General features: G+C 65.7%; 24 protein-coding genes and 1 tRNA gene. 7 read left to right on the top strand and 18 right to left on the bottom strand.

The annotated features are described in order from the left end of the window. Window positions 1-12: 12 nt before the first annotated feature. The 8 genes from RM463_RS02835 to bioB all read right to left on the bottom strand — a co-directional run bounded on the left by RM463_RS02835 (window position 13) and on the right by bioB (window position 7,120). On the bottom strand, window positions 13-999 hold the full coding sequence (locus tag RM463_RS02835) for a hypothetical protein (RefSeq protein WP_311428891.1): 987 nt from the start codon (window positions 997-999) through the stop codon (window positions 13-15). 37 nt (window positions 1,000-1,036) lie between these two features. After that, window positions 1,037-2,317 (bottom strand): adenosylmethionine--8-amino-7-oxononanoate transaminase, encoded by a 1,281-nt coding sequence (gene bioA / locus RM463_RS02830; RefSeq protein ID WP_311428890.1) that lies wholly within the window; start codon window positions 2,315-2,317, stop codon window positions 1,037-1,039. Between the two features lie 132 nt (window positions 2,318-2,449). Continuing rightward, a tRNA-Leu gene (locus tag RM463_RS02825) sits at window positions 2,450-2,534 on the bottom strand. Between the two features lie 43 nt (window positions 2,535-2,577). Continuing rightward, complete coding sequence (bioD, locus tag RM463_RS02820; protein WP_311428889.1) at window positions 2,578-3,279, bottom strand: dethiobiotin synthase; 702 nt, start codon at window positions 3,277-3,279, stop codon at window positions 2,578-2,580. A gap of 1 nt (window position 3,280) precedes the next feature. Next, window positions 3,281-4,078 (bottom strand): malonyl-ACP O-methyltransferase, encoded by a 798-nt coding sequence (locus RM463_RS02815; protein WP_311428888.1) that lies wholly within the window; start codon window positions 4,076-4,078, stop codon window positions 3,281-3,283. Beyond that, window positions 4,075-4,827, bottom strand: coding sequence for an alpha/beta fold hydrolase (locus RM463_RS02810; protein WP_311428887.1), 753 nt, complete (start codon window positions 4,825-4,827; stop codon window positions 4,075-4,077). Before RM463_RS02810 ends, RM463_RS02815 begins: the two co-directional genes overlap by 4 nt. Then, window positions 4,824-5,999 (bottom strand): 8-amino-7-oxononanoate synthase, encoded by a 1,176-nt coding sequence (gene bioF, locus RM463_RS02805; protein ID WP_311428886.1) that lies wholly within the window; start codon window positions 5,997-5,999, stop codon window positions 4,824-4,826. Before bioF ends, RM463_RS02810 begins: the two co-directional genes overlap by 4 nt. After that, window positions 5,996-7,120: a biotin synthase BioB gene (gene bioB / locus RM463_RS02800; protein ID WP_311428885.1), complete on the bottom strand. Its 1,125-nt coding sequence runs from the start codon at window positions 7,118-7,120 to the stop codon at window positions 5,996-5,998. The genes bioF and bioB overlap by 4 nt, the downstream gene beginning before the upstream one ends. A 70-nt stretch (window positions 7,121-7,190) precedes the next feature. On the opposite strand from bioB, the gene RM463_RS02795 reads away from it, so the two are divergent. Both RM463_RS02795 and RM463_RS02790 read left to right on the top strand, forming a co-directional pair. Continuing rightward, window positions 7,191-7,907 (top strand): ComF family protein, encoded by a 717-nt coding sequence (locus RM463_RS02795; protein ID WP_311428884.1) that lies wholly within the window; start codon window positions 7,191-7,193, stop codon window positions 7,905-7,907. A gap of 40 nt (window positions 7,908-7,947) precedes the next feature. Further along, window positions 7,948-8,934, top strand: coding sequence for a serine/threonine protein kinase (locus tag RM463_RS02790; protein ID WP_311428883.1), 987 nt, complete (start codon window positions 7,948-7,950; stop codon window positions 8,932-8,934). Between the two features lie 64 nt (window positions 8,935-8,998). On the opposite strand, the gene RM463_RS02785 is transcribed toward RM463_RS02790, so the two are convergent. Beyond that, complete coding sequence (locus tag RM463_RS02785) at window positions 8,999-9,541, bottom strand: hypothetical protein (RefSeq protein ID WP_311428882.1); 543 nt, start codon at window positions 9,539-9,541, stop codon at window positions 8,999-9,001. A gap of 271 nt (window positions 9,542-9,812) precedes the next feature. Here RM463_RS02785 and folE point away from each other — a divergent pair, with 271 nt between their 5' ends. The 3 genes from folE to RM463_RS02770 all read left to right on the top strand — a co-directional run bounded on the left by folE (window position 9,813) and on the right by RM463_RS02770 (window position 12,392). Continuing rightward, the gene (gene folE, locus RM463_RS02780) at window positions 9,813-10,370 is read left to right on the top strand and encodes a GTP cyclohydrolase I FolE (RefSeq protein ID WP_195688425.1); all 558 of its coding nucleotides are present in this window, start codon (window positions 9,813-9,815) and stop codon (window positions 10,368-10,370) included. A 59-nt stretch (window positions 10,371-10,429) separates the two neighbouring features. Continuing rightward, window positions 10,430-10,831, top strand: coding sequence for a dihydroneopterin triphosphate 2'-epimerase (gene folX / locus RM463_RS02775; RefSeq protein ID WP_132041493.1), 402 nt, complete (start codon window positions 10,430-10,432; stop codon window positions 10,829-10,831). Window positions 10,832-10,934: 103 nt separating this feature from the next. Next, complete coding sequence (locus RM463_RS02770; RefSeq protein WP_311428881.1) at window positions 10,935-12,392, top strand: NAD-dependent succinate-semialdehyde dehydrogenase; 1,458 nt, start codon at window positions 10,935-10,937, stop codon at window positions 12,390-12,392. 179 nt (window positions 12,393-12,571) lie between these two features. Here RM463_RS02770 and purH read toward each other — a convergent pair whose 3' ends face one another. The 7 genes from purH to dsbD all read right to left on the bottom strand — a co-directional run bounded on the left by purH (window position 12,572) and on the right by dsbD (window position 20,700). Further along, window positions 12,572-14,152, bottom strand: a complete 1,581-nt coding sequence (purH, locus tag RM463_RS02765) for a bifunctional phosphoribosylaminoimidazolecarboxamide formyltransferase/IMP cyclohydrolase (RefSeq protein ID WP_195688423.1) — start codon at window positions 14,150-14,152, stop codon at window positions 12,572-12,574. Window positions 14,153-14,251: 99 nt separating this feature from the next. Then, a complete protein-coding gene (gene fis / locus RM463_RS02760; RefSeq protein WP_409228860.1) occupies window positions 14,252-14,539 on the bottom strand; it encodes a DNA-binding transcriptional regulator Fis in 288 nt (95 codons plus the stop codon). 29 nt (window positions 14,540-14,568) lie between these two features. Beyond that, window positions 14,569-15,630, bottom strand: a complete 1,062-nt coding sequence (dusB, locus tag RM463_RS02755; RefSeq protein ID WP_311428879.1) for a tRNA dihydrouridine synthase DusB — start codon at window positions 15,628-15,630, stop codon at window positions 14,569-14,571. 79 nt (window positions 15,631-15,709) lie between these two features. Continuing rightward, window positions 15,710-16,624 carry a 50S ribosomal protein L11 methyltransferase gene (gene prmA / locus RM463_RS02750; protein WP_311428878.1) on the bottom strand — a complete coding sequence of 305 codons (915 nt, stop codon included), beginning with the start codon at window positions 16,622-16,624 and terminating at the stop codon, window positions 15,710-15,712. Window positions 16,625-16,699: 75 nt separating this feature from the next. Beyond that, the gene (accC, locus tag RM463_RS02745) at window positions 16,700-18,043 is read right to left on the bottom strand and encodes an acetyl-CoA carboxylase biotin carboxylase subunit (protein WP_195688419.1); all 1,344 of its coding nucleotides are present in this window, start codon (window positions 18,041-18,043) and stop codon (window positions 16,700-16,702) included. 59 nt (window positions 18,044-18,102) lie between these two features. Next, window positions 18,103-18,570, bottom strand: a complete 468-nt coding sequence (gene accB / locus RM463_RS02740; protein ID WP_195688418.1) for an acetyl-CoA carboxylase biotin carboxyl carrier protein — start codon at window positions 18,568-18,570, stop codon at window positions 18,103-18,105. Between the two features lie 252 nt (window positions 18,571-18,822). Next, the gene (gene dsbD, locus RM463_RS02735) at window positions 18,823-20,700 is read right to left on the bottom strand and encodes a protein-disulfide reductase DsbD (protein WP_311428877.1); all 1,878 of its coding nucleotides are present in this window, start codon (window positions 20,698-20,700) and stop codon (window positions 18,823-18,825) included. 279 nt (window positions 20,701-20,979) lie between these two features. Here dsbD and RM463_RS02730 point away from each other — a divergent pair, with 279 nt between their 5' ends. Beyond that, entirely contained in the window at window positions 20,980-22,203 is a 1,224-nt protein-coding gene (locus RM463_RS02730; protein ID WP_311428876.1) for a DUF2333 family protein, read from the top strand. A 129-nt stretch (window positions 22,204-22,332) separates the two neighbouring features. Here RM463_RS02730 and ppa read toward each other — a convergent pair whose 3' ends face one another. After that, a complete protein-coding gene (gene ppa / locus RM463_RS02725; protein ID WP_195688415.1) occupies window positions 22,333-22,863 on the bottom strand; it encodes an inorganic diphosphatase in 531 nt (176 codons plus the stop codon). A gap of 232 nt (window positions 22,864-23,095) precedes the next feature. On the opposite strand from ppa, the gene RM463_RS02720 reads away from it, so the two are divergent. Further along, window positions 23,096-24,829, top strand: a complete 1,734-nt coding sequence (locus RM463_RS02720; protein ID WP_311428875.1) for a protein kinase domain-containing protein — start codon at window positions 23,096-23,098, stop codon at window positions 24,827-24,829. Between the two features lie 259 nt (window positions 24,830-25,088). Here the strand turns inward: RM463_RS02720 and RM463_RS02715 are convergent, their stop codons facing one another. After that, window positions 25,089-26,345, bottom strand: coding sequence for a 6-phosphofructokinase (locus RM463_RS02715; RefSeq protein ID WP_195688413.1), 1,257 nt, complete (start codon window positions 26,343-26,345; stop codon window positions 25,089-25,091). Between the last annotated feature and the right edge of the window lie 321 nt (window positions 26,346-26,666).

The following is a 26,666-nucleotide window of genomic DNA, read 5'->3' as shown; positions in this document are numbered from 1 at the left end:
CTCGTGAGCGCGCTACAGCGTGACCCGGTCGATAAAGCGGCGGAAGTACATCTCCAGGCGCAGGGTGAGCGCCCAGCGGTGCTCGTAGTCCACGTCGCGGGGGAAGTGCAGGGAGGGCGCGATGTCCAGGAAGGTGAAGCCCTTGTGGATATCGCGGCGGAAGCGCAGCTGCAGATAGCTGTCCTCGATGGTGGTATGGGAGAGGCTCTCGCCCAGCACCACGGCGGAGTAGCGCAGTACGCTGCGGCGGTTGATGCGTTGGTTGAGCTCGGCGGCCTGGCTGAACTCCAGGGTGTCGACCTCTTCGCGCCACTGGGCGTTACTGATAAAGCGCAGATGGCGCTTCTCATCTATAGGACGGCCGAGATCCCAGCGGGTACGCGCCGAGTAGCCGTCTTTGTTGAACCAGGAGAAACGGTTATCGCTATGCAGCTTCCATGGGCCGTCATCAAGGGTCCAGAGCCGCTGGGTGGTGATGCGGGCATAGGGATCGAGGGGCAGGCGAACCTTGATGCCGGCGCCGAGTTCGGTATCCCACTCCCGGGTCCTGTCGCCCTTCCCCAGATGACGTAGCCCCACCAGTACATCCTCGATGCTGTTGGATCGGTCATCGGTCAGTGCCGACTCCTGATCGCCGAGAGTGCCGCGCGTCTCATCCGGCTCGCTCTCGATGATCAGGCGCAGGCGCTCCTCGGTGGTGGGCAGGTCGAGGCGAAAGCGAGCGCTGAGGTCATGGTCGAACGCCTCGCCCTCCTTCCAGGCGTTCTCCTGGCTGATCCGCAGGTAGGAGTCGGAGTCCACCGTCAGGGCATCGGTGGTACCGAAGAACCCGTCGATGCTGCGCGAGGTGCCGTCTACCCAGTCGGTCATGGTGGCATGGAAGGGGCCGATACGTTTCTCGGCCCACTCCGGGAGGTCGCTGTCATCATCGGACATCGGGGCATCCGCGTGGGCGGCCAGGCTGAGACTGGCGGCCAGAGCGATCAGCGCCTTCTTCATCTTGTTGGTCTCGCGTCGGTTCCGTCTTACGCAGAGTCTATCTGAACCAGCCCTTCATGACCTCGGTAATCTGGCGGATTTGTGCCTCCGAGGTGACGTAGGCGGGCATGGTGTAGAGCCAGCGGCCGATGGGGCGCAGCCAGATGCCCTGTTCGCGCGCCCAGTCCGCTACGCCGTCAAGGGCGGCTGCGTCGTGAGTCTCGATCACCGCGGTGGCGCCGAGCACGCGTACATCCGCGACCGCCGGGTGCTCGGTCAGGCGCGTGTCCTCGAGCAGTTCCTGGCGCAGCACATCGCTGAGATGAGCGATACGCCCCAGGTAATCCTCCTCTTCGAACACCGCCAGGCTCTCCAGAGCTACCGCGCAGGCCAGCGGGTTGCCCATGAAGGTGGGGCCATGCATGAAGGCGTGCTCGGACGAGTCGCCCACGAAGGTGTCATGCACCCGGGTGGTGGCCAGTGTCGCCGCATGGCCGAGATAGCCTCCCGTGAGCCCCTTTGACAGCACCATCATGTCCGGGGTGACATCGGCGTGATCGGCGGCGAACATTCGGCCGGTGCGACCGAAGCCCGTGGCCACTTCATCGAATATCAGCAGCACGTCGAACTCGTCGCATAGCTCTCGCGCCCCACGAAGGTAATGGGGCGAGGTCATGTTCAGCCCGCCGGCGGCCTGCAGCAGCGGTTCCATCAGGAGGGCGGCGATCTCCTGGTGATGACGTTCCAGCACATTGCGCAGGGCGGCCAGGTCCGCCGCTACCGCCTCGGGATCGGCATCGAAGGAGGCCTCTGGCGCCGGGGCGAAGTGGTGGCGGGGAAGGTAGCCGGCGAACAGGGAGTGCATGCCCTCTTCGGGATCGCACACCGCCATGCAGCCTGCGGTGTCGCCGTGGTAGGCCTTCATCAGAGAGAGCATCCGGTGTTTACCGCTCCTGCCGCGCAGCTGATGGAACTGAATGGCCATCTTCATGGCCACCTCCATGCCTACCGAGCCGCTGTCGGAGAAGAACACATGGTTGAGCCCCCTGGAGGTGATGCGTACCAGCTCGCGTGCCAGGCGGTCGGCGGGATCGTGGGTCAGGCCTCCGAGCATCACATGACAGAGCGTATCGGCCTGCTGCTGGATGACCTTGACCAGCCGCGGGTGGCGATAGCCATGAATCATGCACCACCAGGAGCAGGTGGCGTCGAGCAGGGTCTCGCCGTTCTCCAGCCGGAAGCTCGGGCCTTCGCCGCCGACTACCTTGGGTGCCGGTTGCTGGGTCTTGAGGTGGGCATAGGGGTGCCAGACGGGGGATGAGTCGAGAGAGCTAGACATCAGCAGGATCCAGGGCCGTTGTGGTTGGGAGCGTTGTGAAGGGAAACGACAGACACGCGAAAGCACCGCACATCTCGTTGGAGATGACAGGGGTGTTGGCGTTGGATGCTGGGGGACTACTGGGGGAGAAGATGGTGCGGATGGGGAGACTTGAACTCCCACGCCCTGAGGCACCAGAACCTAAATCTGGCGTGTCTACCAATTCCACCACATCCGCACGGATAGGCTGGCGTGGTATTTTACGGACGCACACGGACAAGTCAATGATCATCGGGCAACTCCAGGTGGTCGGCAGCCGCCGCGGCCAGGGCCGGCGGGTCGCAGGCCGGTAGGTGCGGAACGACACCCAGGCAGGGGGCGTCCAGCGTTCGCGCCAGCGTAGCCAGGTTGTCGCGATAAAGACCTTCGTCGTTGCCGAATGCGGGATCGACGAGGCTGCCGGCCCAGCCGGCCAGCCGCAGACCGTCGGCGCGTATTGCCTCGGCCGTCAATCGTGCGTGACTGATGCAGCCGAGCCGGAGGCCAACCACCAGAATCACCGGTAGCGCCAGCTGCGTCGCCAGGCCGGAGAGGTCCTCCCGGGCATTCAGCGGCACCCGCCAGCCGCCGGCGCCCTCCAGCAGGGTGAGCTCCCGACCCAGGGCGAGCCCTTCGCGCATGCTCTCGCTCAAGGCGTCTAGCGTGAGCGTGACCCCCGCATCTCGAGCGGCGAGGTGAGGCGCTATCGCCGGCGAGAAGGCGTGGGGATTGACCGTGGCATAGGGCACTGCGGGGTGGCTGCAGGCCTGTAACGCCAGGGCGTCGGTATTGCGCAGGCCCGCATCGGTGGGCTCACTGCCCGAGGCGACGGGCTTGAGGCCCAGGGTCGTTAGGCCCTTGCGGCGTGCCAGGGCCAGCAAGCCGGACGTGACCAGGGTCTTGCCGGCGTCGGTATCCGTGCCGGTGACAAGGTAGGCGGCCATATTAGCGTTCGAGCTCCAGCGTCAGTAGGTGATAGGTGACGGGCAGCCCCTCGGGCTCGCGCAGGGCTTCGAACCGTTGTGAGGCGCGAACAAGGTCGGCCCGGGTCAGGTGGCCCCTGGGGCGTGAGGCCTGGGCACCGATGCCCTTGATCGAGGCCATTACCGCGGTCATGTCGGGGTAATGGAATCTTGGCCGACTTACCTCGACCGCGACGCGTCGGAAACCCGCCAGGCAGGCGGCCTTGCGATAGTGCTCGGGGCTGCGAAAGTCGAGCAGGGCGGCGTGACGACCGGGCCGCTTCCAGGCGTAACCCACTTCGCTCAGGGTCTCGGGGCCGAGGGTGTTGATCAGGGCGCGACTGCCGGGACGCAGTGTGCGATACAGCTCGGCCATCACGGCGTCGAGGTCGGGGCACCATTGAACGGCCAGGTTGGAGAACACCAGCTCCAGGCTGGCATCGGGCAGCGGCAGGGCGCCTGCATCAGCGCAGATCCAGCGCACCTTGTCGCCTCGCTCGCGACGGGCGACTTCCAGCATTCCCGGGGCGATATCGAGGCCGATGACGCGGGCGTCGGGTGCATAATCGTCGGCCAGTCGCTGGCTCCAGCTGCCCGGGCCGCACCCGAGGTCGAGGATATGCATCGCTCCCCGGGGTAGCCGGGCCCAGAGGGTTTCGCCCATGTCCTGCTGTGCCGCCGCCAGGCGCTCGTAGTGATTGGCGGCGCGTGAAAAGGCATGGGAGACGCGCTGCTGAAAACCGGCGGGCGCCCCCGTGGGCATCAAGGCGGGTGAATTCATGTCTGCACCTCGAGATTGGCCGCGCTCCTACCCCCAAGGCACTCTCGGGAGAGTCCAATCAGAGTCGTCACCAGAGTATCCGGGCGTGACAGCATGGGGCAGTGGCCGGCCCCGTCGATGGTGCGATCGGCATCTTGCCGTCGTGTCGCGGACAGCAGTGGGTCGTCGGTTCCAGACAGGAAGCGCACTGGGCAGGGTGGCTCGGCCAGGAGGCGACTGCTGTCAAGCTCGGCAAGCCACTGCAGACCGGCGCCAAGGGTGGCCACATCGGGGGGAGGGCCCTCCCCGAGCAGGTCGAGAAGGTGACGGTAAGCGTTCCGGGGAGACGCCTCTCCGCGCAGCATCCAGCGTCGAAAGTGTGCCAGGGTCGCGTCCGGGTCTCGAGCGAAGGCACGGCGGAAGCGGCCAAACTCCTGCTGTGTCACCCCCTCGGGGTGGCAGAAGCGTGGGCCCATGCCGATCTGGATCAGCCCCCGGGGAGGGGGAAGCGCGGTCGACGCAAGGCCGAGCAGGACGGTCGCCAGCAGCCCGCCCAGGGACCAGCCAATCCAGACGGCGTCCCGGGGAAGCTCGTCGGCTAATGCCCTGGCAAGGGCTTCCAGGTCGGCAGGAGGCTCAAGGGCCGGCTGGGCCCCATAGCCCGGCCAGTCTGGCGTCTCGACGGTGACCCCGGCCGGCCACAGGGGCGCCAGGGGCTGCCAGATTCGCGCATCGACCCCCCAGCCGGAAAGCAGCACCAGACGGGTCATGCCAGGGGGTCTCCATCGGTCATGACGCTCCTCTCCTGGCATTCGGCCAGGGCATCGATCAGGGCGTCTATATCATCGTCGGCATGGGCGGCGGAGAGGGTAATACGCAACCGGGCCTTCCCGCGTGGCACGGTCGGCTCGCGAATGGCGCCGACATTGATACCACGCTCGGCGAGTCGTGTGGCCCAGGCCATGGTCGTTGTGTTGTCGCCGAGCACGACTGGCTGGATCGGCGTGGCGCTGGCCGCCAGCGGGAGCCCGAGCTCGCTTGCTGCCGCGCGGAAGCGGGCGATCAGGGCGTGTAAACGTTCACGCCGTTCCGGCTCTTCAGCCAGGATATCCAGCGCTGCCAGGGTGGCGGCCGCCACCCCGGGTGGTTGGGCCGTCGTGTAGATATAGGGGCGCGCGAACTGTATCAGGTGCTCGATCAGTGCCTCGCTCCCCGCGACGAAGGCCCCGGCGGTGCCAAGCCCCTTGCCCAGGGTACCGACCAGCACTGGCACGTCGTCGATGCTGTAGGCGCGGCCCACGCAGCCGTCGCCTCGCTCGCCCAGCACGCCCATGCCGTGGGCATCGTCGATCATCAGCCAGGCAGCGTGGCGACGAGCGGTGGCTACGAGCCCCGAGATATCGGCCACGTCGCCATCCATGCTGAAGACACCGTCGCTCACCACCAGCCTGGGGTGGTCGGCCGGGCTGCGCGCCAGCAGTCGCTCGAGGTCGGATAGGTCGGCATGGTGGAAACGACGCGAACAGGCGCCGGCCAGCCTGGCGCCATCCAGCAGTGAGGCGTGGTTGAGGCGGTCCTGAAAGACTCGGGTATGCGGATCACAGAGCGACTGGAGCACACCCAGGTTGGCCATGTAGCCGGTGGAGAAGAGCAGCGCTCGGGGGCGACCGGTGAGCTCGGCGAGACGACTCTCCAGGGTCTCGTGAACCGCCAGGTGTCCGTTGACCATGTGCGAGGCTCGGGCCCCGCCTCCGTAATGCCGTGCTCCCTCGGCCATGGCCTCGGCCAGACGCGGGTCCCGGGAGAGACCCAGGTAGTCATTGCCGGCAAAGTCACGCAGCCGACTCGTCGGCCGACGTGTCGCGCGGTGTCGCCACAGACCGCTATCGCGGCACGCCCGGGCGCGATCGGAGAGACGGCCTGGCCAGTCGTGCTGGGTCATGGCTCAACGCTTGTCGCATCGTAGGCCAGCTCGCCGACCCGGGCGGCGGCCCGGTGTGCCGTCTGCTGGACAAGGTCGGCCTCCACGCTTGCCTGAATCCAGTCGTCGTCGGCACAGGTTTCCCTGCGCTCCGGATGCAGGCCGAGCCGGGAGAACAGGGCCCTGTCGCGCTCCGCCTGGGGATTGGCGGTGGTCAGCAGTCGATCACCATAGAAGATGGAGTTGGCGCCGGCCAGGAAGGCCAGGGCCTGGGTCGAGTCATCCATCTGCTCGCGTCCCGCGGAGAGGCGCACATGGCTCTGCGGCATCAGGATGCGCGCCACGGCGATGGCACGAATGAACTCGATGGGGTCGAGATCCTCGACATCTTCCAGTGGGGTGCCGGGGACCTTGATCAACATGTTGATCGGCACCGACTCCGGGTGCGGCTCGAGGCGTACCAGCTGCTGGAGCAGGGCGGCCCGGTCGCGGGGAGCCTCACCCATGCCCAGAATCCCCCCCGAGCAGACCTTCATGCCTGCCTCACGGACCTGGGCGAGCGTATCCAGACGCTCGGCGTAGGTTCGCGTGGTGATGATCTCCCCGTAGTAGTCGGGAGAGGTGTCGAGGTTATGGTTGTAGTAGTCGAGCCCCGCCCGGGCGAGCCGCGCGGCCTGGTCGCCATCGATCATTCCCAGGGTCATGCAGGTCTCGAGCCCCAGCGCCTTGACCCGGCGGACCATCTCCAGCACCACCCCGAGATCCTTCTCGCGGGGGCTCTTCCAGGCCGCTCCCATGCAGAAGCGGCTGGCACCGGCGGCCTTTGCCGCCTGGGCCTCCTCCACGACCCTCTCGATCTCCAACAACTTCTCCTTGCCCAGGCCGGTGTTGTAATGGCCGGACTGGGGACAGTACTTGCAGTCCTCGGGGCAGGCGCCGGTCTTGATCGAAAGCAGGGTGGAGACCTGAACGGCGTTGGGGTCGAAGTGGGCGCGATGCACCTGCTGGGCGCGATAGAGCAGGTCATTGAAGGGCAGTGCGAACAGCGCCTCGATCTCATCGAGACGCCAGTCGTGGCGTATCTCGGCCGGTGCGGCTAGGGTCTGGGAATCGGCTGTACAGGCTTGCGACGCTTGAGACATGGGGGAGTCGCCTATGGTCAACTTGTTGCTAAGTGGAAAGTTGACGAACAGCTTACGGGCCGGGCTCGAGATGTCAACCCGAGTAAAGTTTATAGTTGACAGCGCCCTGCGCCGAGCCCTGCCGGGCCGCTGTGCCTTCTGCCTGGCACCGGTGCTCGATGATCGCCCCTGGTGTCGCGACTGCTTCGAGACACTGCCCTGGAACCTGCCCGCCTGTCCTGTCTGTGCCGAGCCGCAGCCCGGGGCCAGCCAGGAGCGCCGTTGTGGTGCTTGCCTGCGACGCGCTCCGGCCTTCGTGCGTGCTCGGGTACCACTGCGCTATAACGAGGAGGTGGCCTGGCTGGTGCGGTGCTTCAAGTTTCGGGCCTCGCCGAGGGCCGGGATGGTGCTGCTGGCGTTGCTGGAGGCGTCGCTCACCGAGGAGGCACGAGCCTGGCCCCAGGCACTGGTACCGGTGCCACTGCATGCCAGCCGTGCCCGTGACCGGGGTTTCGATCAGGCCGAATGGCTGGCGAAGCGCCTGGCCTCGCGACTGAGGGTGCCGTTGCGCCATGGCACTCGTCTGCGTGATACGCCCAGTCAGCGTGGGCTCGATCGCCAACAGCGCCGGAGCAACCTGAGGCGCGGATTTCGCGTGGTGGGGCCCCTGCCATCTCGAGTGGTGCTGCTCGACGATGTGATGACCACCGGGGCGACCCTGGAGGCGCTGGCACAGGCCTGTCTGGCCGCCGGGGCCGAGGAGGTCGAGGCCTGGGCGATAGCCCACACGCCACTGGGGGAAACATGAGTCAGGCCTGGTAGAGTAGGGGTTTTCTGGAGGATGGACCATGGACGCCGATCATCACCCCTTCTCCACGCTGTCGCCGGCTCGGGTCGTGGCGGCCATCGAGTCGCTGGGGTTCTGGCTGCCCGGTGAGCCCTTTGCACTGAACAGCTACGAGAACCGAGTCTACCTGGTTCATGATGACGAGCGTCGTCGCTGGGTGGCGAAGTTCTATCGACCGGAGCGCTGGAGCGATGCCTGTATCCAGGAAGAGCACGACTTCCTCACCGAACTCGCGTCAGCAGGCGTGGCGGTGGCCGCACCGTGGCGTGATGGCGATGGGCGCAGCCTGCTGCATGCCGAGGGGTTTCGCTTCGCGCTCTTTCCCCAGCTCCCCGGCCAGGCCCCGGAGCTGGAGAATCCCGACCATCTGTTTGCCCTGGGCGAGTTGATCGGCAGTGTGCATGCGGTGGGGGAGCGTGCCTCCTTCAGGCAGCGAGGTGTGTTGGATCTGGACGCGATGGTGATCGATGCCCGCGAGCGGGTGCTCGCCGGCCCCTGGCTGGACCAACGACAGCGCCAGGCCTACGAGCGGGTCACGGCGGCACTGCACGAGGCGCTGGCGGAGTATCGCTGGAGCCCGGAGCGGCAGATTCGGGTCCACGGTGACTGCCATATCGGGAATATCCTGGGCCGCGACGACCGCTTCGCGCTGGTGGACTTCGACGACTGCCTGATGGCCCCGGCGGTGCAGGACCTGTGGATGCTGATCACCGCACAGGCGCCCGAAGAGCGGCATATGCAGCTCTCGGAGGTGATCGAAGGCTATGAGCAGCAGCGTGAGTTCGATCGCCGTGAACTGGCCCTGACCGAGCCGTTACGGACCCTGCGGCTGCTGCGCCACAGCGCCTGGCTGGTGTCACGCTGGGAGGATCCGGCCTTTCCGGCCGCCTTCCCCTGGGTGGCCGATAATGGCTACTGGGAGTCGCATATCAGAACGCTGGAGCAGCAGCGCCTGGCGCTGGATAGCGCGCCGCGCTGGCTGGCATAAGGGCAGGGGCCTGGCCCTGTCGCAGGACGACAGGGTCAGGCCCTCGAAACAGTGCAGATCAGAGTTACGAGTCGTCGGGATCGGGCTGATCGGCGGGGATCGGGTTGGCGACACCGCTGCCTTCGGCCTGACGCCGTTCGATATTGATCTGTTCGGAGGGGTTCTCCTGCTCCTCGATGGCCAGGTCGCTGGCCAGCTGGAGTTCGAAACCGCGTTCCGGAGAGAGCTCGCAGCGGCCATCCTGACAGGCGTCGATGCCGAACTTGCCGTCGCTGCCGTAGGCCGCCGCGGAGATCTCGCCGCTGTAGATATGGCTGTCGCTGCCTTCGGTATCGATACAGGTGACGCTGGAGGTGGTGATGCGGATGCGCTCACCATCGAGCTGCGCGTCGCCGACCATCACGCAGTAATCGGGCACCTGGTGGCTCCCGCTGCCGTTGGCCACCGGCCGCAGCAGGACGTCGTCATGGCGGGGTGTGTCGGGGTCGAGGCTCAATGACTCGACAACCTGCACTTCCAGGCGAGCATCGGCAGGCAGTTCCAGGGTGGCGGCGAAGGCCAGGGAGGGGGCCAGCAGCAGGCCCAGCAGCAGGGATGTCTTGGTCATGTCGGGCTCTCGCGGAAAGGTCTGCACAGCATGAAAACCTGCATACTATCACAGCCTGATGCATCGACTCATCGACCTTGTCGAGGTGCGGCAGCATGTCGCGAGCCGAGCAGGGATGGGTAAAGCGAGAAAGTGGCGGCGAAGTGCCGAACCAGGAGGGTGGGCTGATAGACTATAGGCTCGGGATGTTAGAATCTTGTACGCTTCAAAGATTCTGTATATATATTGCACATGAAATGCGGCAACCAGCGACGACTTGACGGAGCCCCCCATGACAGAAGAGCTCGCCAACCACTATCGGCAGATTATCCTTGCACTGGGCGAGGACCCCGAACGGGAAGGGCTGCGTGATACGCCAAAGCGGGCCGCCAAGGCCATGCAGTTTCTCAACCACGGCTATCTTCAGTCGCTGGAGGAGATCGTCAATGGCGCCGTCTTCGAGTCGGAGACCGACGAGATGGTGCTGGTCAAGGACATCGAGCTCTACTCCATGTGCGAACATCACCTGCTGCCCTTTATCGGCAAGTGCCATATCGCCTATCTGCCCGATGGCAAGGTGCTGGGCCTCTCCAAGTTTGCGCGTATCGTCGACATGTTCGCTCGACGCATGCAGATCCAGGAGAGCCTTACCCGCCAGATCGCCGAGGCCGTGCAGGAGGTGACCGACGCTCGCGGCGTGGCGGTGGTGGTCGAGGCCCGTCACCTCTGCATGATGATGCGCGGCGTCGAGAAGCAGAACTCCAGCATGACCTCCTCGGTGATGCTCGGTGGCTTCCGCGAGAATCCAGCGACCCGCCAGGAGTTTCTAACCCTGATCAACGGGCGCTGATTCGTCTCGGGGCACGCTCGGATGCATTTCCCTGGCGCACTTATTGAGGAGAGTCGGCCATGCCGCTGCACGCCATCGATGACCAGCACTTCGACCATGGTCTGGCGACCATTCGCATCAAGAACCTCCGCCTGCGCACCCATATCGGCATCAAGGAGGAGGAGATTGCCAATCGCCAGGATGTGGTGATCAACGCGGTAATACGCTATCGCGCCGACAAGGCGGTGGCGTTCAACCATATCGAGCAGGCGCTGAACTACCGCACCATCACCAAGCAGGTGATCGCCCACGTCGAGGAGAACCGTTTCCTGCTGCTCGAGCGCATGACCCGCGAGGTGCTCGACCTGATCATGTCCCACGAACAGGTGTTGACGGCCCAGGTCGAGATCGACAAGCCCCATGCCCTGCGCTTCGCCGACTCGGTTTCCATCACCCTGTCCGAGAGTCGCAAGCCGCGTTGATCTCGCCGTGGGAATAATGTGGCCCCGTCACTTGGAGTGTCGGGGACTTTGCGCTTAGCATGAGGTCAAACTGGTCAGTGCCGCAATGCGGCAGGAGAACGTCATGGAAGCCCTCAAGGAAACGCAACTCTACTGTCCCTTCGCCTATATCGACGGCAGCTGGGTGGCCGCCGACAGCGGTGAGCAGATTCAGGTGATCAACCCGGCCACCGGTGAGGCCGTGGGCGATGTGCCGCGCCTGGGGCGTGCCGAGACCGAGCGGGCCATCGATGCCGCCTATGCCGCGCTGCCGGCCTGGCGGGCGCTGAGTGCCCTGGAGCGCGCCGACATCCTGATGAAGTGGCATGACCTGATGCTGGAGCATCAGAATGACCTGGCAATGATCATGACCCATGAGCAGGGCAAGCCACTCAAGGAGGCCGCCGGTGAGATCGCCTATGCGGCCAGCTTCCTGCGCTGGTTCGCCGAGGAGGCCCGGCGTGTCTACGGTGAAACCATCCCGCCCGCCAAGGGCAATCAGCGTATCGTGGTCACCAAGCAGCCCGTCGGAGTGGTGGGGGCCATCACCCCCTGGAACTTCCCGGCGGCCATGATTACCCGCAAGGCGGGGGCGGCGTTGGCCGCGGGCTGCACCATCGTCTGCAAGCCGGCCAGCCAGACGCCGTTCTCCGCCACCGCCCTGGCCCTGCTGGCCGAGCGCGCCGGTGTCCCGCGCGGGGTGTTCAACGTGGTGCCGGGGCGTGCCAGCGAGATCGCCGCGGCCATGACCGAGTCGCCGCTGGTGCGCAAGATCACCTTCACCGGCTCCACCGAGGTGGGGCGTGAGCTGATGGCCAGCGCCTCCCAGCACATCCAGAAGATATCCCTCGAACTGGGCGGCAATGCGCCCTTTATCGTCTTCGAGGATGCCGACCTGGACGCCGCGGTGGAGGGCGCCATGGCGGCCAAGTTCCGCAATGCCGGCCAGACCTGCGTCTGCACCAACCGCTTCCTGGTGCAGTCCAGTGTGGTCAATGCCTTCTGCGAAAAGCTTGCCGTGGCCATGAACAGCGAGCTCAGGGTCGGCGATGGCACCCAGCACGATATCAATATCGGCCCGCTGATCGACCACAAGGCGGTTGACAAGGTCAGTGAACATGTCCATGACGCCGTGGACAAGGGGGCCGAGCTGCTGCTGGGGGGCCACCCCCACCCGCTGGGCGGCAACTTCTTCACGCCGACCCTGATCAGCTTCGCCACCGAGCAGATGCAGGTGGCTCGAGAAGAGACCTTCGGTCCGCTGGCGGCGGTGTTCCCCTTCGATGACGAGGAGAGTGCCGTGGAGATGGCCAATGATACCGAGTATGGCCTCGCCGCCTACTTCTACTCTCGGGACCTGGGGCGCGTATGGCGTGTCGCCGACGCCCTGGAGTACGGCATGGTGGGAATCAACACCGGGTTGATCTCCAACGCCGCCGCGCCCTTCGGTGGCGTCAAGGAGTCCGGACTCGGTCGCGAGGGTGGCCACCAGGGACTGGAGGAGTTCCTAGAGACCAAGTACCTCTGTATTGATCTCGGCTGACCGGGCTTGGCCCGGAGCCGTAAGCTTTACGCCTTAAGCTGTAAGAAACGAAAACCCCGTCGGCCATGGCCGACGGGGTTTTCTGATTATGGCGGCTGTTTACGCTGTGCTTACAGCTTACAGCTTACAGCTTACAGCTTACAGCTTACAGCTTACAGATTGCCGCTCGCCGCAGGCGCTTAGTGCCTGAAGTGGCGCATGCCGGTAAACACCATGGCGATGCCGGCCTCGTTGGCGGCGTCGATCACTTCCTGGTCGCGCATGGAACCGCCGGGCTGGATCACCGCGGCGATGCCGGCGGCGGCGGCGGCATCGATGCCATCACGAAACGGGAAGAAGGCGTCGCTGGCCATCACCGAGCCGGGAACCGAGAGGCCCTCGTCGGCGGCCTTGATGCCGGCGATCCTGGCCGAGTAGACGCGGCTCATCTGGCCGGCTCCCACGCCGATGGTCTGGCCATCCTTGGCATAGACGATGGCGTTGGACTTGACGTACTTGGCCACCTTCCAGGCGAAGGCCAGGTCGCGCAACTCCTGCTCGGTCGGCACCCGCTCGCTGACCACGGTGAGCTCGTCGCGCCCGACCATGCCCAGGTCGCGGTCCTGGACCAGCAGGCCACCGGTGACGCGCTTGAAATCGTGGGCATGGCCGCGCTCGCCTGGCCAGCTGGCGCCCACGTCGAGCAGACGCACGTTCTGCTTCTCGGCGACGATGCCGGCGGCCTCGTCGTCGACCCCCGGGGCGATGATCACCTCGACGAACTGGCGGTCGATGATGGCGCGCGCGGTGTCGGCGTCCAGTGGCACGTTGAAGGCGATGATGCCGCCGAAGGCGCTGGTGGGATCGGTGGCGAACGCCTTGTCATAGGCTTCCAGGGCGCTGGCGCCGACCGCCACGCCGCAGGGGTTGGCATGCTTCACGATCACGCAGGCGGTATCGGTGAAGGCCTTCACGCACTCGAAGGCGGCGTCGGTATCGGCGACGTTGTTGAACGAGAGCGCCTTGCCATTGAGCTGCACGGCGGTGGCCACGCTGGGCTCGCTGGCATCGCTCTCGACATAGAAGGCCGCCTTCTGGTGCGGGTTCTCGCCGTAGCGCATGGACTGCTTCTTCTCGAACTGCAGGTTGTAGGTGCGCGGGAAACCATCCTCGCCACCCTGTACCCGCTGGCCGAGATAGTCGGCGATGGCGGCGTCGTAGCCCGCGGTGTGCTCGAAGGCCTTGACGGCCAGGTCGAAGCGGGTCGCCTCCGATACCTTGCCATCCTGGGAGGCGATCTCGCCCAGCACCCGGGCGTAGTCGGCGGCATCGACCACGATGCTGGTGTGAGCGTGGTTCTTGGCGCAGGCACGCACCATGGTGGGGCCACCGATATCGATGTTCTCGATGGCGTCCGTGAGGGTGCAGTCAGGCTTGGCGACCGTCTGGGCGAAGGGGTAGAGATTGACCACCACCATGTCGATAGGCGTGATGTCATGCTCGGCCATCACCGCATCGTCCTGGCCACGACGGCCGAGGATGCCGCCGTGGATCTTCGGGTGCAGGGTCTTGACGCGGCCGTCCATGATCTCGGGGAAGCCGGTGTGTTCGGACACCTCGATGACCGCAATACCGTTCTCCTGAAGCAGGCGGAAGGTGCCGCCGGTGGAGAGCAGTTCGACGCCATGCTCGCTGAGTCCACGAGCGAAGTCGACGATGCCGGTCTTGTCGGAAACGCTGATCAGGGCACGGCGTACCGGGAGGGAGGAGGCTTGGGCCATGGGGACACTCTCTTGACGTCTGGGGCGGTGGGTGGTGGATGCGAAAGGGGGTGGTGGCGGGTTGTGAGACGCACCGCAGGGAGCCAGAGGCTCCCTGCGTCATATCAGGTCATACTGCTTGAGCTTCTTGCGCAGCGTGCCGCGATTGAGGCCGAGCATCTCGGCGGCGCGGGTCTGGTTGCCCTGGGTGTGGTCGAGCACCGAGGCGAGCAGCGGGGCCTCGACCTCGGCCATCACCATGGCATGGAGGCCGGTCACCTCGCCGCCATCCAAATGGGCGAAATAGCGGCGCATGGAGAGCTCGACCGCTTCACGCAGCGGCTGCTGGCCACCTGCCGGCGCGGACAGCTCGGTGCTGGCATCCTGCGACGGGTGACCGGTTGACATCTGTGGGTCGGAGGGAAGGGCTTGACTGGTCATGCGGCTCGTATTCCTTTCGCGGTCGCGCCCCGCTCGTCCGGCGCGGTGGCGGGCGAGGGGGCATGACCAAAGAGGTCGTCGATAAAACGATGCTGGTCGGCACGGCTTTCGAGACGGTTGAAGCGTCCCTTCAGTTCGCGTCGCTGCCCCTCGTTGAGGCGGGTATCGCCGGCCAGGTACCAGCCGACGTGCTTGCGCGCGATGCGCACCCCCATGAAGTCGCCATAGAAGTCATGTAGCGCGTTCAGGTGGTGGCGCAGCACGCTCGCGCGTTCGTCATCGCCGGGCGGGGGCAGGCAGACGCCATGGCGCAGGTAGTGGTCGATCTCGCGGAAGATCCAGGGGTTGCCCTGGGCGCCCCGGCCGATCATCACCGCGTCAGCGCCAGTATAGTCGAGGACGGCGGCGGCCTTCTCGGGAGAGTCGATATCGCCATTGGCGAATACCGGGATCTTCACCGCCGCCTTGATGGCCGCGATGGTGTCGTATTCGGCGCAACCGGCGTAACGCTGCTGGCGATGGCGCCCATGGACCGCCAGGGCCTGGATGCCGGCCTCTTCGGCCAGGCGTGCCACGCGCAGCCCGTTGTTGCTCTCGGCGCACCAGCCGGTACGGATCTTCAGCGTGACCGGGATATCCACCGCCGCCACCACCGCCGTCAGGATCTCGGCCACCAGCGCCTCGTCGCGCAGCAGGGCGGAGCCGGCGGCCTTGTTGCAGACCTTCTTGGCCGGGCAACCCATGTTGATATCGATGATCTCGGCGCCCTGGTCGGCATTGAAGCGGGCGGCCTCGGCAAGCATGGCGGCATCGCCCCCGGCGATCTGCACGTTGCGTGGCCCCGGCTCGCCCCGATGGTCCATGCGCAGCTGTGACTTGCGGGTATGCCACAGGCTGGGGTCCGAGGTGACCATCTCGCCTACCACCATGCCGGCGCCCAGTTGCCGACACAGCTGCCGGAACGGGCGGTCGGTGACGCCGGCCATCGGTGCCAGGATCGTCCGATTCGGCAGCGTGTGGTGGGCGATGCGGGGAAGTGACTGACTGGCGTCGAACATGGCTCGGGGCAGTGGAGGCTAGAGGGGGACATATCATACGCCCCCCGCCGGGTAGGGTGAAGTGGTGGTGAGGGCGAGCCTAGGCCGGGCGACGGCCGGTCAGGCGAACCCACCCTTCGCGGGTGACCGGTTCATCCATCCGCAGGTCCTGCTCGCGATAGGCCTGCAGCACCTGTTCGGCCTGGCCCTCGAGGATGCCGGAGAGCGCCAGGCGCCCCCCGGGGGCGACATGGCCTGCGATCATCGGCGCCATCTCGACCAGTGGCCCGGCGAGGATATTGGCCACCACCACGGGGAATGTCTCCGCGTCGTCGAGCTGTTCGGGGTAGCAGAGGTGCAGGGCCTGCTCCTGCACGCCGTTACGCTCGGCGTTGTCGCGGCTTGCCGTCAGGGCCTGGGGGTCGATGTCGGTCGCCACCGCCTGCCTGGCCCCCAGCTTGAGGGCGGCGATGGCCAGGATGCCCGAACCGGTACCGATATCGAGCACCGTCTGACCCTCCAGGGCCTCGCAGATGGCGAGGGCGTCGAGCCACGCCAGGCAGAGAGCGGTCGTGGGGTGCGTACCGGTGCCGAAGGCGAGCCCCGGATCGAGATGCAGGTTGACCGCACCGGGCTCGGGCGGCGTGTGCCAGCTCGGCACGATCCACAGTCGCTCACCCATCTGCAGCGGCACGAAGTCCTCCATCCATTCGCGCTCCCAGTCGCGATCGGCGAGCAGCTCCACGGAGATCTCGGGGCAGGGGTCCTCGGCCTGCTCGGCGGCCCAGGCCTGCTGGACCCGTTCAAGCATGGCGTCGACGCCCTCGAGGTCGTCATATAGTCCGGTGAGCACCGTCTCGTGCCAGAGCGGGGTGCTGCCGCGCTCGGGCTCGAAGACCGGGTCGTCGTGGGCGTCCTGCAGGGTAATGGCGGTGGCACCCTCGGCGAGCAGCAGCTCCTCGAGGGTCTCGGCCTGTTCCGGGGCGACGTGGGCCTTGAGTTGCAGCCAGGGCATGGGATCTCCGATAAGCGGGGGGAAGCGCAAGCGGGGCGGCCGAGGCCGCCCCGCTGAATACCGAAGCCGGGAAGGTCAGAGGCCCAGCTTCTTCTCCAGATAGTGGATATTGACGCCGCCCTGTCGGAAGTCGCCATCACGCACCAGATCCTTATGCAGATCGGTGTTGGTCTTGATGCCTTCCACCAGCAGCTCGTCCAGGGCAACCCGCATGCGAGTCAGGGCGGTTTCACGGTCGCTGCCCCAGGTGATCAGCTTGCCGATCAGGGAGTCGTAGTGGGGGGGCACCGAGTAGCCGGTATAAAGGTGAGAGTCCATGCGCACGCCGATACCGCCCGGAGGGTGAAAGAGGGTCACCTTGCCGGGGGAGGGGATGAAGGTGCGCGGATCCTCGGCGCAGATGCGGCACTCGAAGGCGTGGCCGTTGAGAGTGACGTCCTCCTGGCGGATGGAGAGCGGCAGGCCGGAGGCGATGCGCAGCTGCTCCCTGATGATATCCACGCCGGTGACCATCTCGGTGATGGGATGCTCCACCTGTACGCGGGTATTCATCTCGATAAAGAAGAACTGGCCGTCCTCGTAGAGAAACTCGAAGGTACCGGCGCCGCGATAGCCGATGGTGATGCATGCCTGGCGACACGCCTCGAGCACCTCCGCGCGGGCCTTGGGGTCGAGCATGGGGGCCGGCGCCTCCTCGATCACCTTCTGATGACGGCGCTGCAGCGAGCAGTCGCGGTCATAGAGGTGGATGGCGTTGCCCTGGCCGTCGGCCAGCACCTGCACTTCCACGTGGCGCGGGTTCTGGAGGAACTTCTCCATGTAGACGGTGCCGTCACCGAAGGCCGAGTGGGCCTCGGTGCGGGTTACGGTGACCGCCGAGAGCAGGTGAGCCTCGGTGTGTACCACGCGCATGCCGCGACCACCGCCGCCGGCAGCGGCCTTGATGATCACCGGGTAGCCGATGCGGCGTGCGGTGGCCAGAATCTGGCCATCGTCATCCTCGGGCAGGGGACCATCGGAGCCAGGCACGGTGGGGACGCCAGCCTTCTTCATCGACTCGATGGCGCTGACCTTGTCGCCCATCAGGCGGATGGTCTCGGCCGTGGGACCGATGAAGGTAAACCCGGAGCGCTCCACCTGTTCGGCGAAGTTGGCATTCTCGGCGAGAAAGCCGTAGCCGGGGTGGATGGCGCTGCTGTCGGTGACCTCGGCGGCACTGATCAGTGCCGGAATGTTGAGGTAGGACTGGGCCGAGGAGGCCGGCCCGATGCACACGACCTCGTCGGCCAGGCGCACGTGCATCAGCTCACGGTCGGCCTTGGAGTGGACCGCCACCGTTCTGATACCCAGCTCCTTGCAGGCACGCAGGATGCGCAGGGCGATCTCGCCGCGGTTGGCAATAAGAACCTTGTCCAGCATGATGGGTCCGCCAGTATCGAGTGAATGACCAGTATCGGGTATTTGAGGGGGAGCGGGGCTCAGGCGATCACGACCAGAGGCTGGTCGTATTCCACCGGCTCGCCGTCCTCGACCAGGATGGCCTCGACCACGCCGTCACGCTCGGCCTCGATCTGGTTCATCATCTTCATGGCCTCGACGATACACACCGTTTCGCCCTTCTTGACCTGGGAGCCGACGTCGACGAAAGCCTTGGCGCCCGGAGCCGGTGAGCGGTAGAAGGTGCCCACCATGGGCGAGGTGATGGCCTGACCCTGGAAACTGGGGCCCTCGGCGGCGGCCGGCTCGGCACTCTCGGCGGCTGCCGGTGCGGCGGCGGGGGCGGGCTGTGCCGCAGGCGCATAGGCCTGAGGCATGCTGGGCTGCCAGCTCACGCCATTGGGATGACGGCTGATACGGACCGACTCCTCGCCCTCCTGGATCTCGATTTCGCTGATGTTCGATTCTTCCAGCAGCTCGATCAGCTTCTTGACCTTGCGGATATCCATGACGTTCGTCCCGATCGGTTGGGTGCGGTGAATGGCCGTTGGCCCGGCGCTGTCAACCCGGGCCAAGTTTCATTAGATCGCGGCAAGATGGCGACTCTTCCGCCTCTACGGACCATGAAAAGAGGATAGCGGCGGAGTTTGCCGAAAAACCCGAGCGATGTCCAGTACCGTTGAAAACGCTGTTCGAACGGGCGTTTCAAGGCACCTTTCCTCGTTGCTGCCCTGGTCAGCTGCCCTGATCAAGAGAGCGGTTCAGGCATCGCTTCCGCTGTCGAGCCAATCGCGCACACCAGTCAGGTGGCTGGCAAGCTCTCCGGCATTCGGTGCGCCCAGGATGCGTGCCTCGCGGATCTCCTCGCCTGCACGGAAGAATAGCAGGCTGGGAGGCCCGAAGAGTTCGAAGCGCTCCAGGAGTTCGCGGCTGTTGGCGTCGCTGTCGGTGACGTCGACATTGATGCGAGCGAACTCCGAGAGCGGCTCTGCCACCCGTGGGTCCGGGTAGACCCGGCGCTCGAGCTGCTTGCAGGAGATGCACCAGTCGGCAGTGAAATGAACGAAGGCGGCCTGGTCATCCGGCACCGAGGCGAGAGCCTGATGCAGCTGGTCGAGACGCTCCACCGTGATGATCTCCTGTGGCGCGGAGGTGCCGGCAGCGGGTGATGAGCCCGCGCCACCGGTCAGTGGCGCCAGGGGGCGCAGCGGATCGCTGGCGCCGCTGGCGGCACCGAGAACTAGCACCACCCCCCAGGCGAGCAGCAACAATCCCAGGGCCTGGCGTGCTCGTGCCCATCCCTGAGGAAGGTTGGTGGACATGGCGCCAAGCGCCACCGCGGTGCCGACGGCCAGGCCGGCCCACAGCAGCAACACCAGCGTGGCCGGCAGCAGGCGTTCGACCAGCCAGATCGCCACCCCCAGCAGCAGGATGCCGAAGGCGATCTTGACGCCGTTCATCCAGGCACCGCTACGGGGCAGCAGGGTGGTGCCGAAGGTGCCCACCAGCAGCAGGGGAACGCCCATGCCCAGCCCCAGGGCGAGCAGGGCGGCCCCGCCCAGCAGCGCATCACCGGTGGTGGAGATGAAGACCAGGGCGCCGGCCAGCGGAGCTGTGACACAGGGGGATACCACGAGAACCGACAGCGCCCCGGTCAGTGCCAGGCCGGCGGGGCCGCTCTGCTGGGCGCGGGCCTGCCAGGCGTCGATGCGGCCGGCCAGCCGGGGTGAGAGGCGCAGGTCGAAGGCGCCGAACATGGCCAGGGCGAAAATCGTGAAGAGTACCGCAAAGGTGATCAGTACCGGGGCGGACTGCAGTTGCGCCTGGAGATTCAGTCCGGCTCCGAACAGCCCCATCAGCACCCCGACGAGGGCGTAGGTGAGTGCCATGCCCCCTACATAGCTGGCGGAGAGCGCGAAGGCGCGCGGCCGGCTCGGGTTCTGACCGACGATGATGGAGGAGAGGATCGGCACCATGGGCAGTACGCAGGGCGTAAAGGTCAGCCCCAGGCCGGCGATGAAGAACAGCCCCAGCGTCAGCGGCAGGCTGGCTTCGGCCATCAGGGTCTGAAAGCGGCCATCCTCGCTCTGGGGAGCGGTGGGCGCTGTGGTGGAGGCGTCGCCACCCCTATTCTCGACAGAGTCGGAGCCGGAACCAGAGTCGGCATTCGATGCCTGCCAGCCGGCAAAGGCGGCGGGTGCCTCCTGCTCGGCGGCGTCCAGGTCAACATGTTCCGGGGGGTAGCAGAGGCCGGCATCGGCGCAGCCCTGAAAGGTTAGCGTGACGGGGATCACGCCGCTGGCCTCCTCCTCGAGGGGAACCTCGAAGACCACGCTGTCGCGGAATGTGTAGACGTCACCGAGGAACTCGTCGCTGGTGAAGGTGCCTTCGGGGATATCGGGCTCACCCAGTGCTACCGTATCGCTCTTTACCGCGAACTGATGGCGATAGAGATAGTGCTCCTCTTCCGCCTCCATGCCGATATAGAGGGTCTCGCCATCATGCCAGGCGCTGGGCTGGAAGGCTTCCAGTACCGGCAGAAATTCCGAATCATCGTTGGAAAACCACTGTCCCTGGGCGGCGATCGGCAACAGCAGGAGCAACAGGGCGGTCAGAGCTAGGCGTTGAATGCGGATCACGAAAGTCCTGTCCTTGGTTGGTAGTGTGACTGGCGATCAGACCTCGCTTGCCGCGCGGGGTTCCGGTGCGTTCCCTGACGTGACGATGTATCCAGCAGAGGTTTCGCATCAGGGCCTGTTTTCCAGGCAAGGTCGAGCTGACCGCTTGTACGGGTCGGGTGCTAGGATAACGCAAGGGGAGGGCGTGTCTTCATCGAGAAGGGTGGCATCTGGTGTGCCACGTTGTCGCACGCTCCATATCTCATATAGAAAAGTCTCGTATAGGAAAGGAACCTGCACATGGCTTGGATGGGCAACAGCGACGCCAGGCGTCGCAAGAAGATCGAAGCGCTGGAGCGGCCCGACTACGGCTGGATCTGGAAGCCGTTGCTGGCACTGCTGGTGATCTATCTGGTGGTGACGCTGGCGCTCGGGATCTGGTGGAGTCGCACACCGGCGCCGCACAGCGTCGAGCGGGTGCCCATGGAGCGTCGCGGTGATGCCGGCAGCGAACCCGCCGCCAGAGGGGCGGTAACGGTCGCGACCCTGGCCTCCATCATCGAGACACTCTACGACAAGCCCGGCGGCTATCTGCGTAATGACCGGCTGCCGCCCGGCCTGTGGCTGGACAATATGCCGAGCTGGGAGCGAGGTGTGCTGATCCAGGCCAAGAACCTGGCGCGGGCGCTGCCCTCGATGAATCCGGGCGCGGTCGAGCATCTCGAGAAGGCGGTTCGTGGCCTGGCCGGCGACGGCCTCGACTGGTATCGACCCGCCGCCGAGGATCGCCTGATGTCGGCGGTGACCGCCCTGGACCGCCAGCTGATGGCATTGAGCGGCATGGAGGCCGAAGGCTTCGTGCCCGGGGCGGGGCTGCGCCGCTGGCTGGCCGATGTTCGCGTAGATCTCGACGACCTGTCGTTGCGTCTGGCCTCGGGTGCCGAGGGGCATCAGCTGCTGCAGGAGCTCGCCATCGATGGCGAGGCGCTCCCCGAGGGTACCCCCTGGTATCGGGTCGACAACGTCTTCTTCGAGGCGCGCGGCACCGGCTGGGCGCTGGTGCAGATGCTGGAGGGGGTGCAGCGTGACCAGGCCGATGTGCTGGGGGCGGCCGAGGTTGTCGAGCAGTGGGAGCGGCTTCGGGCGGAGCTTGCCATGACCCAGCGTCGCCTGTGGAGCCCGGTGGTGATGAGCGGCCAGGGTTTCGGCCCCTTCGCCAATCATACGCTGGTGATGGCACATCACATCAGCCGGGCCCGCGACCTGGTCGAGTCGATCATCACTCGTCTTGCCGAGAGTGCCGAGCAAAAGGTGGCCGGAGAGGAAGTCCAGCAAGCACCCGCCAGCGAACCTGAAGTGCTCGATGTGGAGCGCGCCGAGCCCGAGCAGGAAGCTACCGACTATCAGGAGGCCGAGCAGAAGACTGAGCAGAAAACCGAGCAGAAGGCCGAGTCAGCTCAGGCGCCCAGTCTGGACGACCAGGTGGAGCCGGAAGCGCAAGAGGACCAGGCTGCCGAGCAGTGAGCTGGCTTCCTAGGCCGGGTTTCCTATGCCCATAAACCGCAGCGGGCCGCCTCAAGGGCGGCCCGCTGCGTTTATGCTCGACACTCATGACGGGGAGCGCAGAGTGCCGGGTCTGGAGTGGTCTTCGAATCAGGCCTTGTGATAGGCGTCGACTGCCTTCTCGATGGCCTTGCGGGCCGCCTCGGCGCCCTCCCAGGACTCCACCTTGACCCACTTGCCCTTCTCGAGGTCCTTGTAGTTCTCGAAGAAGTGGGCGATCTGCTGGCGCAGCAGCTCGGGCAGGTCGGTCACTTCCTGGACGTCGTCATAGAGACTGGACAGCTTTTGATGCGGCACGCACACCAGCTTGGCGTCCTCGCCCGCTTCGTCGGTCATGTTGAGGATGCCTACCGGACGGGCGCGGATGATGCTGCCGGGCTGGACCGGGCAAGGGGTAACCACCAGGGCGTCCAGGGCGTCACCGTCGTCGGCCAGGGTGTGCGGGATGAAGCCGTAGTTGGCCGGGTAGAACATCGGGGTGGCCATGAAGCGGTCGACCAGCAGGGCGCTCATGTCCTTGTCGATCTCGTACTTGACCGGCGCGTGGTTGGCCGGGATCTCGATCGCCACATAAAGGTCGTTCGGTAGCTCCTTGCCGGCGGGGATATTATCGAAGTTCATCGTCGCTTCCTTGGTTGGTAAAAGAAGGGGTTGGCAGAAGATCTTGGCGCGTCGTCTGGAAGAAAAAAATCCGCAAAATTATACGGGCCAGCCCGGCCGAATACCAATTCGACATAGGTGCCGGCGCGCGTTTCGGTGCTCACAAGGTGCCACTAGGGTCAAGCTGTTGCACCCGTGCCGGGTCGCGGCGTGTATGATGGCCGCGCATGATTCAACGGGTAAGGAGAGGCGAGTGTCACCCGCGCAGCTGTCATTGAGTTTTGGTCAGGCCTTCGTGGCGCCGGATCGCCGGCGGCACCGCAGCTCCATGTCGGTATGCCTACCCGAGCCCCCCCAGCTCAACGCCAAGGGCGCCTGCGCGCTGATCAGCGATGCGACCCAGCGCAACAGCATGGCCAAGCAGGCCGGCGATCTCAGTGTGCGCAGCTTCCTGAGCGACTACTACTCCACCCCCGACCACTGGGACATCAAGACCTCGGCAACTCGCGTGCTGCTTGCGCTCAATGCCTGGACCTATAGTCAGAGTCGTCAGGTGGCGGACGGCAGTTACGTCACCTCGCTGTCGGCCCTGGTGCTGCGCGGCACCGAGGGCCACCTCTTCCATATGGGAGATACCCTGGTGTTCCGGCTGCGCGGGGCGGAGTTCGAGCAGCTGACGCGAGACCATGTCACCGACCTGGGGGGGTATCGCTACCCCTCGCGTGCACTGGGCATGGATAACAGCATCGATATCGATTACGTCCGCTTTCCGGTCAAGCAGGGGGACCTCTTCCTGTTCACCACCCAGGCGGTGCTGGGCACCCTGATGCCATCCGAGTATGTGCAGCTGATCCGCCAGGACGCCAGTGATCTGCATGCCGCCTGCGACCGGCTGGCCGAGGCGGCGGTGGAGCGTGCCCAGTCCCGCGGCTACGGGGCCGATCAGTTCTGCTTTCAGCTGCTGCGTATCGATGAGCTCCCCGAGGAGCAGTCGGACAACCCGGCGAAGGTGTATGGCGAACTGCCGATCCCGCCGGAGCTCTCGCCCGGGGACCGCCTCGAGGGGCTGGAGGTTCAGGCCGTGCTGTCGCGTACCGCCCAGTCACGCGTCTACCGAGTGCGCGACCTCCAGAGCGGGCGTGTGATGGTGATGAAGGCGCCGAGCCCCGAGCTCTCCCTGCGCAATATCTATCTGGAGCACTTCCTGCTGCAGCAGTGGGTGGTGGAGCGCGTCAAGTCGCCCTTCGTGGCGCGTATCATGGAGCCGTCGCGGCCACGACGCTACCTCTACTATCTGATGGCCTATGTGGAGGGCGAGACGCTGGCCGACTGGGCGCGACGCCACCCCCAGGCGAGCCTCGCCCAGCGCCTGGATATCGCCAACCAGCTGGGCAAGGCGGTGCAGGCCCTGCATCACCGGGAGCTGCTGCATCAGCTGATCCATCCCGGCAATGTGCTGATCGATCCTCATGGAAAGGTGGTGTTGACCGATTTCAGCGCCTGCCGAAGGCGTGACGGGGCGGGGCTCAAGGATGCCCACGAACTGCTGCGTCAGGTAGGGCTCACCGAACACAGCGCTCCCGAATATGCGCTGGGTGACGGGATCGGTCGGCGCAGTGACCAGTACTCCTATGCCTCCACGGTCTACTGGCTGCTGACCGGGGAGTTGCCCTACGAGGTGCCCCCCAACCGTCTGCTGCGGCATACCGACCTCGAGCAGCTGGTCTATCGCAGCGCGCGGCAGCGCAACCCCGAGGTCCCCCAGGCCCTTGACGAGGCGCTGCGTCGGGCACTGGATCCCCAGCGAGCGCTGCGCTATCGACGGATGTCGGAGTTCCTGCGCGAGCTGCGCCAGCCGTTGGCAACCCTGCATCGCGAGCCGGAAACGCGTAGCGCCCCGGGGAGATTCCGGGATGGCGGTCAATTCTGGCAGGGGGTGGCTGCGATACTGCTGCTGCTGCTGGTGCTTTCCTGGTTGCTGCGATAAAGCGTCGAGCGCCAAGCTGCCTCAGGTGCTACCAGTCACAAGTTGACGATCGCGCGATTAATCACGTTCCCCCGGGCGTCAGTAGCAGGCCGGCCATGCCGGGCGAGTGGAGGCCGAAGGCCTCCCCTCTGGCTGTTTGGTGCTTGGCCGCTTCGAGCCTGGCTGCTTAATGTGGTGAGGCTGAGAACGAGAAACCCCACCAGGAAGTGGCCTGGTGGGGTTAATTGGTAGGAGCGCGATTTATCGCGCGATAGGGTTTTTACAGCTCGAAGTCGGGCAGCTTGCGCTCGACGCGGTGCTTGGCAAGCTTTGCCACCCGGGGCAGGCCGTTATCGAACGGGGGGAAGTCCTCGCCCTGGATCAATGGCAGCAGGTAATCACGGCAGGCTTGGGTGATGCCGAAGCCATTCTCGCTGATGTAGTCGCGGGGCATGAACTTCTCGCGGTTGGCGATCTCGGCGAGAGGGGCCGGCTCGATGCGCCACTGGTAGGGAGCCTCGGAGACCCGCTTGATGGCCGGCATCATCGCATTCTTGCCCTCGATGGCCAGCTCCACCGCCGCTTCGCCGACGGCGTAGGCCTGCTCCACGTCGGTCGCGGAGGCCAGGTGGCGGGCGGCGCGCTGCAGATAATCGGCCACCGCCCAGTGATACTTGTAGCCCAGGTCCTGCTTGACCATGCCGGCCAGGGTCGGCGCCACGCCGCCCAGCTGGCGATGGCCGAAGGCGTCGGTGTTACCGGCATCGGCGAGGAAGGTGCCATCCTCGTAGCGCGCCCCCTCGGAAACCACGATCACGCAGTAGCCGTACGTCTTGACCGCATGGTCGACGCGAGCCATCACCGCCTCGCGGTCGAAGGCGATTTCGGGGAAGATCACCAGGTGGGGCGGCTCACCCTCGCCCTGGCCGGCCAGGGCGCCGGCGGCGGCGATCCAGCCGGCATGACGGCCCATCACCTCGAGCACGAAGACCTTGGTGGAGGTCGCGCACATGGAGGCGATGTCCAGCGAGGCCTCGAGGGTCGAGGTGGCGATATACTTGGCCACGCTGCCGAAGCCCGGCGAGTTGTCGGTGATCGGCAGGTCGTTGTCCACGGTCTTGGGCACGTGAATGGCGGTGAGCGGGTAGCCGAGCTTCTCGGAGAGCTGAGAGACCTTGAGGCAGGTGTCGGCACTGTCGCCGCCACCGTTGTAGAAGAAGTAGCGGATATCGTGGGCGCGGAACACCTCGATCAGCCGCTCGTACTGGGCGCGGTGGGTCTCGATGTCCTTGAGCTTGTAGCGGCAGGAGCCGAACGCACCGCCCGGCGTGTGGCGCAGTGCGGCGATCGCCTCGTCTGACTCTCGACTGACGTCGATCAGCTCCTCGGTGAGGGCGCCGATGATGCCGTTGTGGCCGGCATAGACCTTGCCGATCTGGTCGGGATGACGGCGGCAGGCCTCGATCACGCCACAGGCGCTGGCGTTGATCACGGCGGTGACGCCGCCGGACTGGGCGTAGAAGGCGTTATGGGCCATGGGGCTGTTCTGCTCCTGGTCGTCGCTACTGTTGGGATGGAAGGGGTTGAAGGTGGAGGGGATTCTAGCCGAAACCCCCTTGCCCTGCACCCGGGGGGTATCGCAGAAAGCTTGGCAGCTCGGAAGCTCGGGGCTGGTCTGGCGACAGGCCTACGAGGAGGCGCTGTGAACCCCTCCCTGGGCGCTACCGACGCCTTCCCTGGCGTAGGACCTCCTCTTCGGCTTGCCTCCAGCGCCCCTCGGCTCTGGTAACTGTGACAGCCCTGCCTGCACCCGGTGGAGCTGGAGGGCCTCGTCGGGGGCATGCTAGTCTCGCCTCTC

This window comes from Halomonas sp. LES1, assembly GCF_031846005.1.
Classification (GTDB): Bacteria; Pseudomonadota; Gammaproteobacteria; order Pseudomonadales; family Halomonadaceae; genus Halomonas.
The sequence above is the reverse complement of the archived record's forward strand: the minus strand, read 5'-3'. Positions and strand labels throughout refer to the sequence as shown.

Coding starts and splice junctions, on each gene's coding strand:
- RM463_RS02835 (WP_311428891.1), bottom strand. CDS start 999: ATGAAGAAGGCGCTGATCGCTCTGGCCGCCAGTCTCAGCCTGGCCGCC.
- bioA (WP_311428890.1), bottom strand. CDS start 2,317: ATGTCTAGCTCTCTCGACTCATCCCCCGTCTGGCACCCCTATGCCCAC.
- bioD (WP_311428889.1), bottom strand. CDS start 3,279: ATGGCCGCCTACCTTGTCACCGGCACGGATACCGACGCCGGCAAGACC.
- RM463_RS02815 (WP_311428888.1), bottom strand. CDS start 4,078: ATGAATTCACCCGCCTTGATGCCCACGGGGGCGCCCGCCGGTTTTCAG.
- RM463_RS02810 (WP_311428887.1), bottom strand. CDS start 4,827: ATGACCCGTCTGGTGCTGCTTTCCGGCTGGGGGGTCGATGCGCGAATC.
- bioF (WP_311428886.1), bottom strand. CDS start 5,999: ATGACCCAGCACGACTGGCCAGGCCGTCTCTCCGATCGCGCCCGGGCG.
- bioB (WP_311428885.1), bottom strand. CDS start 7,120: ATGTCTCAAGCGTCGCAAGCCTGTACAGCCGATTCCCAGACCCTAGCC.
- RM463_RS02795 (WP_311428884.1), top strand. CDS start 7,191: ATGTCAACCCGAGTAAAGTTTATAGTTGACAGCGCCCTGCGCCGAGCC.
- RM463_RS02790 (WP_311428883.1), top strand. CDS start 7,948: ATGGACGCCGATCATCACCCCTTCTCCACGCTGTCGCCGGCTCGGGTC.
- RM463_RS02785 (WP_311428882.1), bottom strand. CDS start 9,541: ATGACCAAGACATCCCTGCTGCTGGGCCTGCTGCTGGCCCCCTCCCTG.
- folE (WP_195688425.1), top strand. CDS start 9,813: ATGACAGAAGAGCTCGCCAACCACTATCGGCAGATTATCCTTGCACTG.
- folX (WP_132041493.1), top strand. CDS start 10,430: ATGCCGCTGCACGCCATCGATGACCAGCACTTCGACCATGGTCTGGCG.
- RM463_RS02770 (WP_311428881.1), top strand. CDS start 10,935: ATGGAAGCCCTCAAGGAAACGCAACTCTACTGTCCCTTCGCCTATATC.
- purH (WP_195688423.1), bottom strand. CDS start 14,152: ATGGCCCAAGCCTCCTCCCTCCCGGTACGCCGTGCCCTGATCAGCGTT.
- fis (WP_409228860.1), bottom strand. CDS start 14,539: ATGTCAACCGGTCACCCGTCGCAGGATGCCAGCACCGAGCTGTCCGCG.
- dusB (WP_311428879.1), bottom strand. CDS start 15,630: ATGTTCGACGCCAGTCAGTCACTTCCCCGCATCGCCCACCACACGCTG.
- prmA (WP_311428878.1), bottom strand. CDS start 16,624: ATGCCCTGGCTGCAACTCAAGGCCCACGTCGCCCCGGAACAGGCCGAG.
- accC (WP_195688419.1), bottom strand. CDS start 18,043: ATGCTGGACAAGGTTCTTATTGCCAACCGCGGCGAGATCGCCCTGCGC.
- accB (WP_195688418.1), bottom strand. CDS start 18,570: ATGGATATCCGCAAGGTCAAGAAGCTGATCGAGCTGCTGGAAGAATCG.
- RM463_RS02730 (WP_311428876.1), top strand. CDS start 20,980: ATGGCTTGGATGGGCAACAGCGACGCCAGGCGTCGCAAGAAGATCGAA.
- ppa (WP_195688415.1), bottom strand. CDS start 22,863: ATGAACTTCGATAATATCCCCGCCGGCAAGGAGCTACCGAACGACCTT.
- RM463_RS02715 (WP_195688413.1), bottom strand. CDS start 26,345: ATGGCCCATAACGCCTTCTACGCCCAGTCCGGCGGCGTCACCGCCGTG.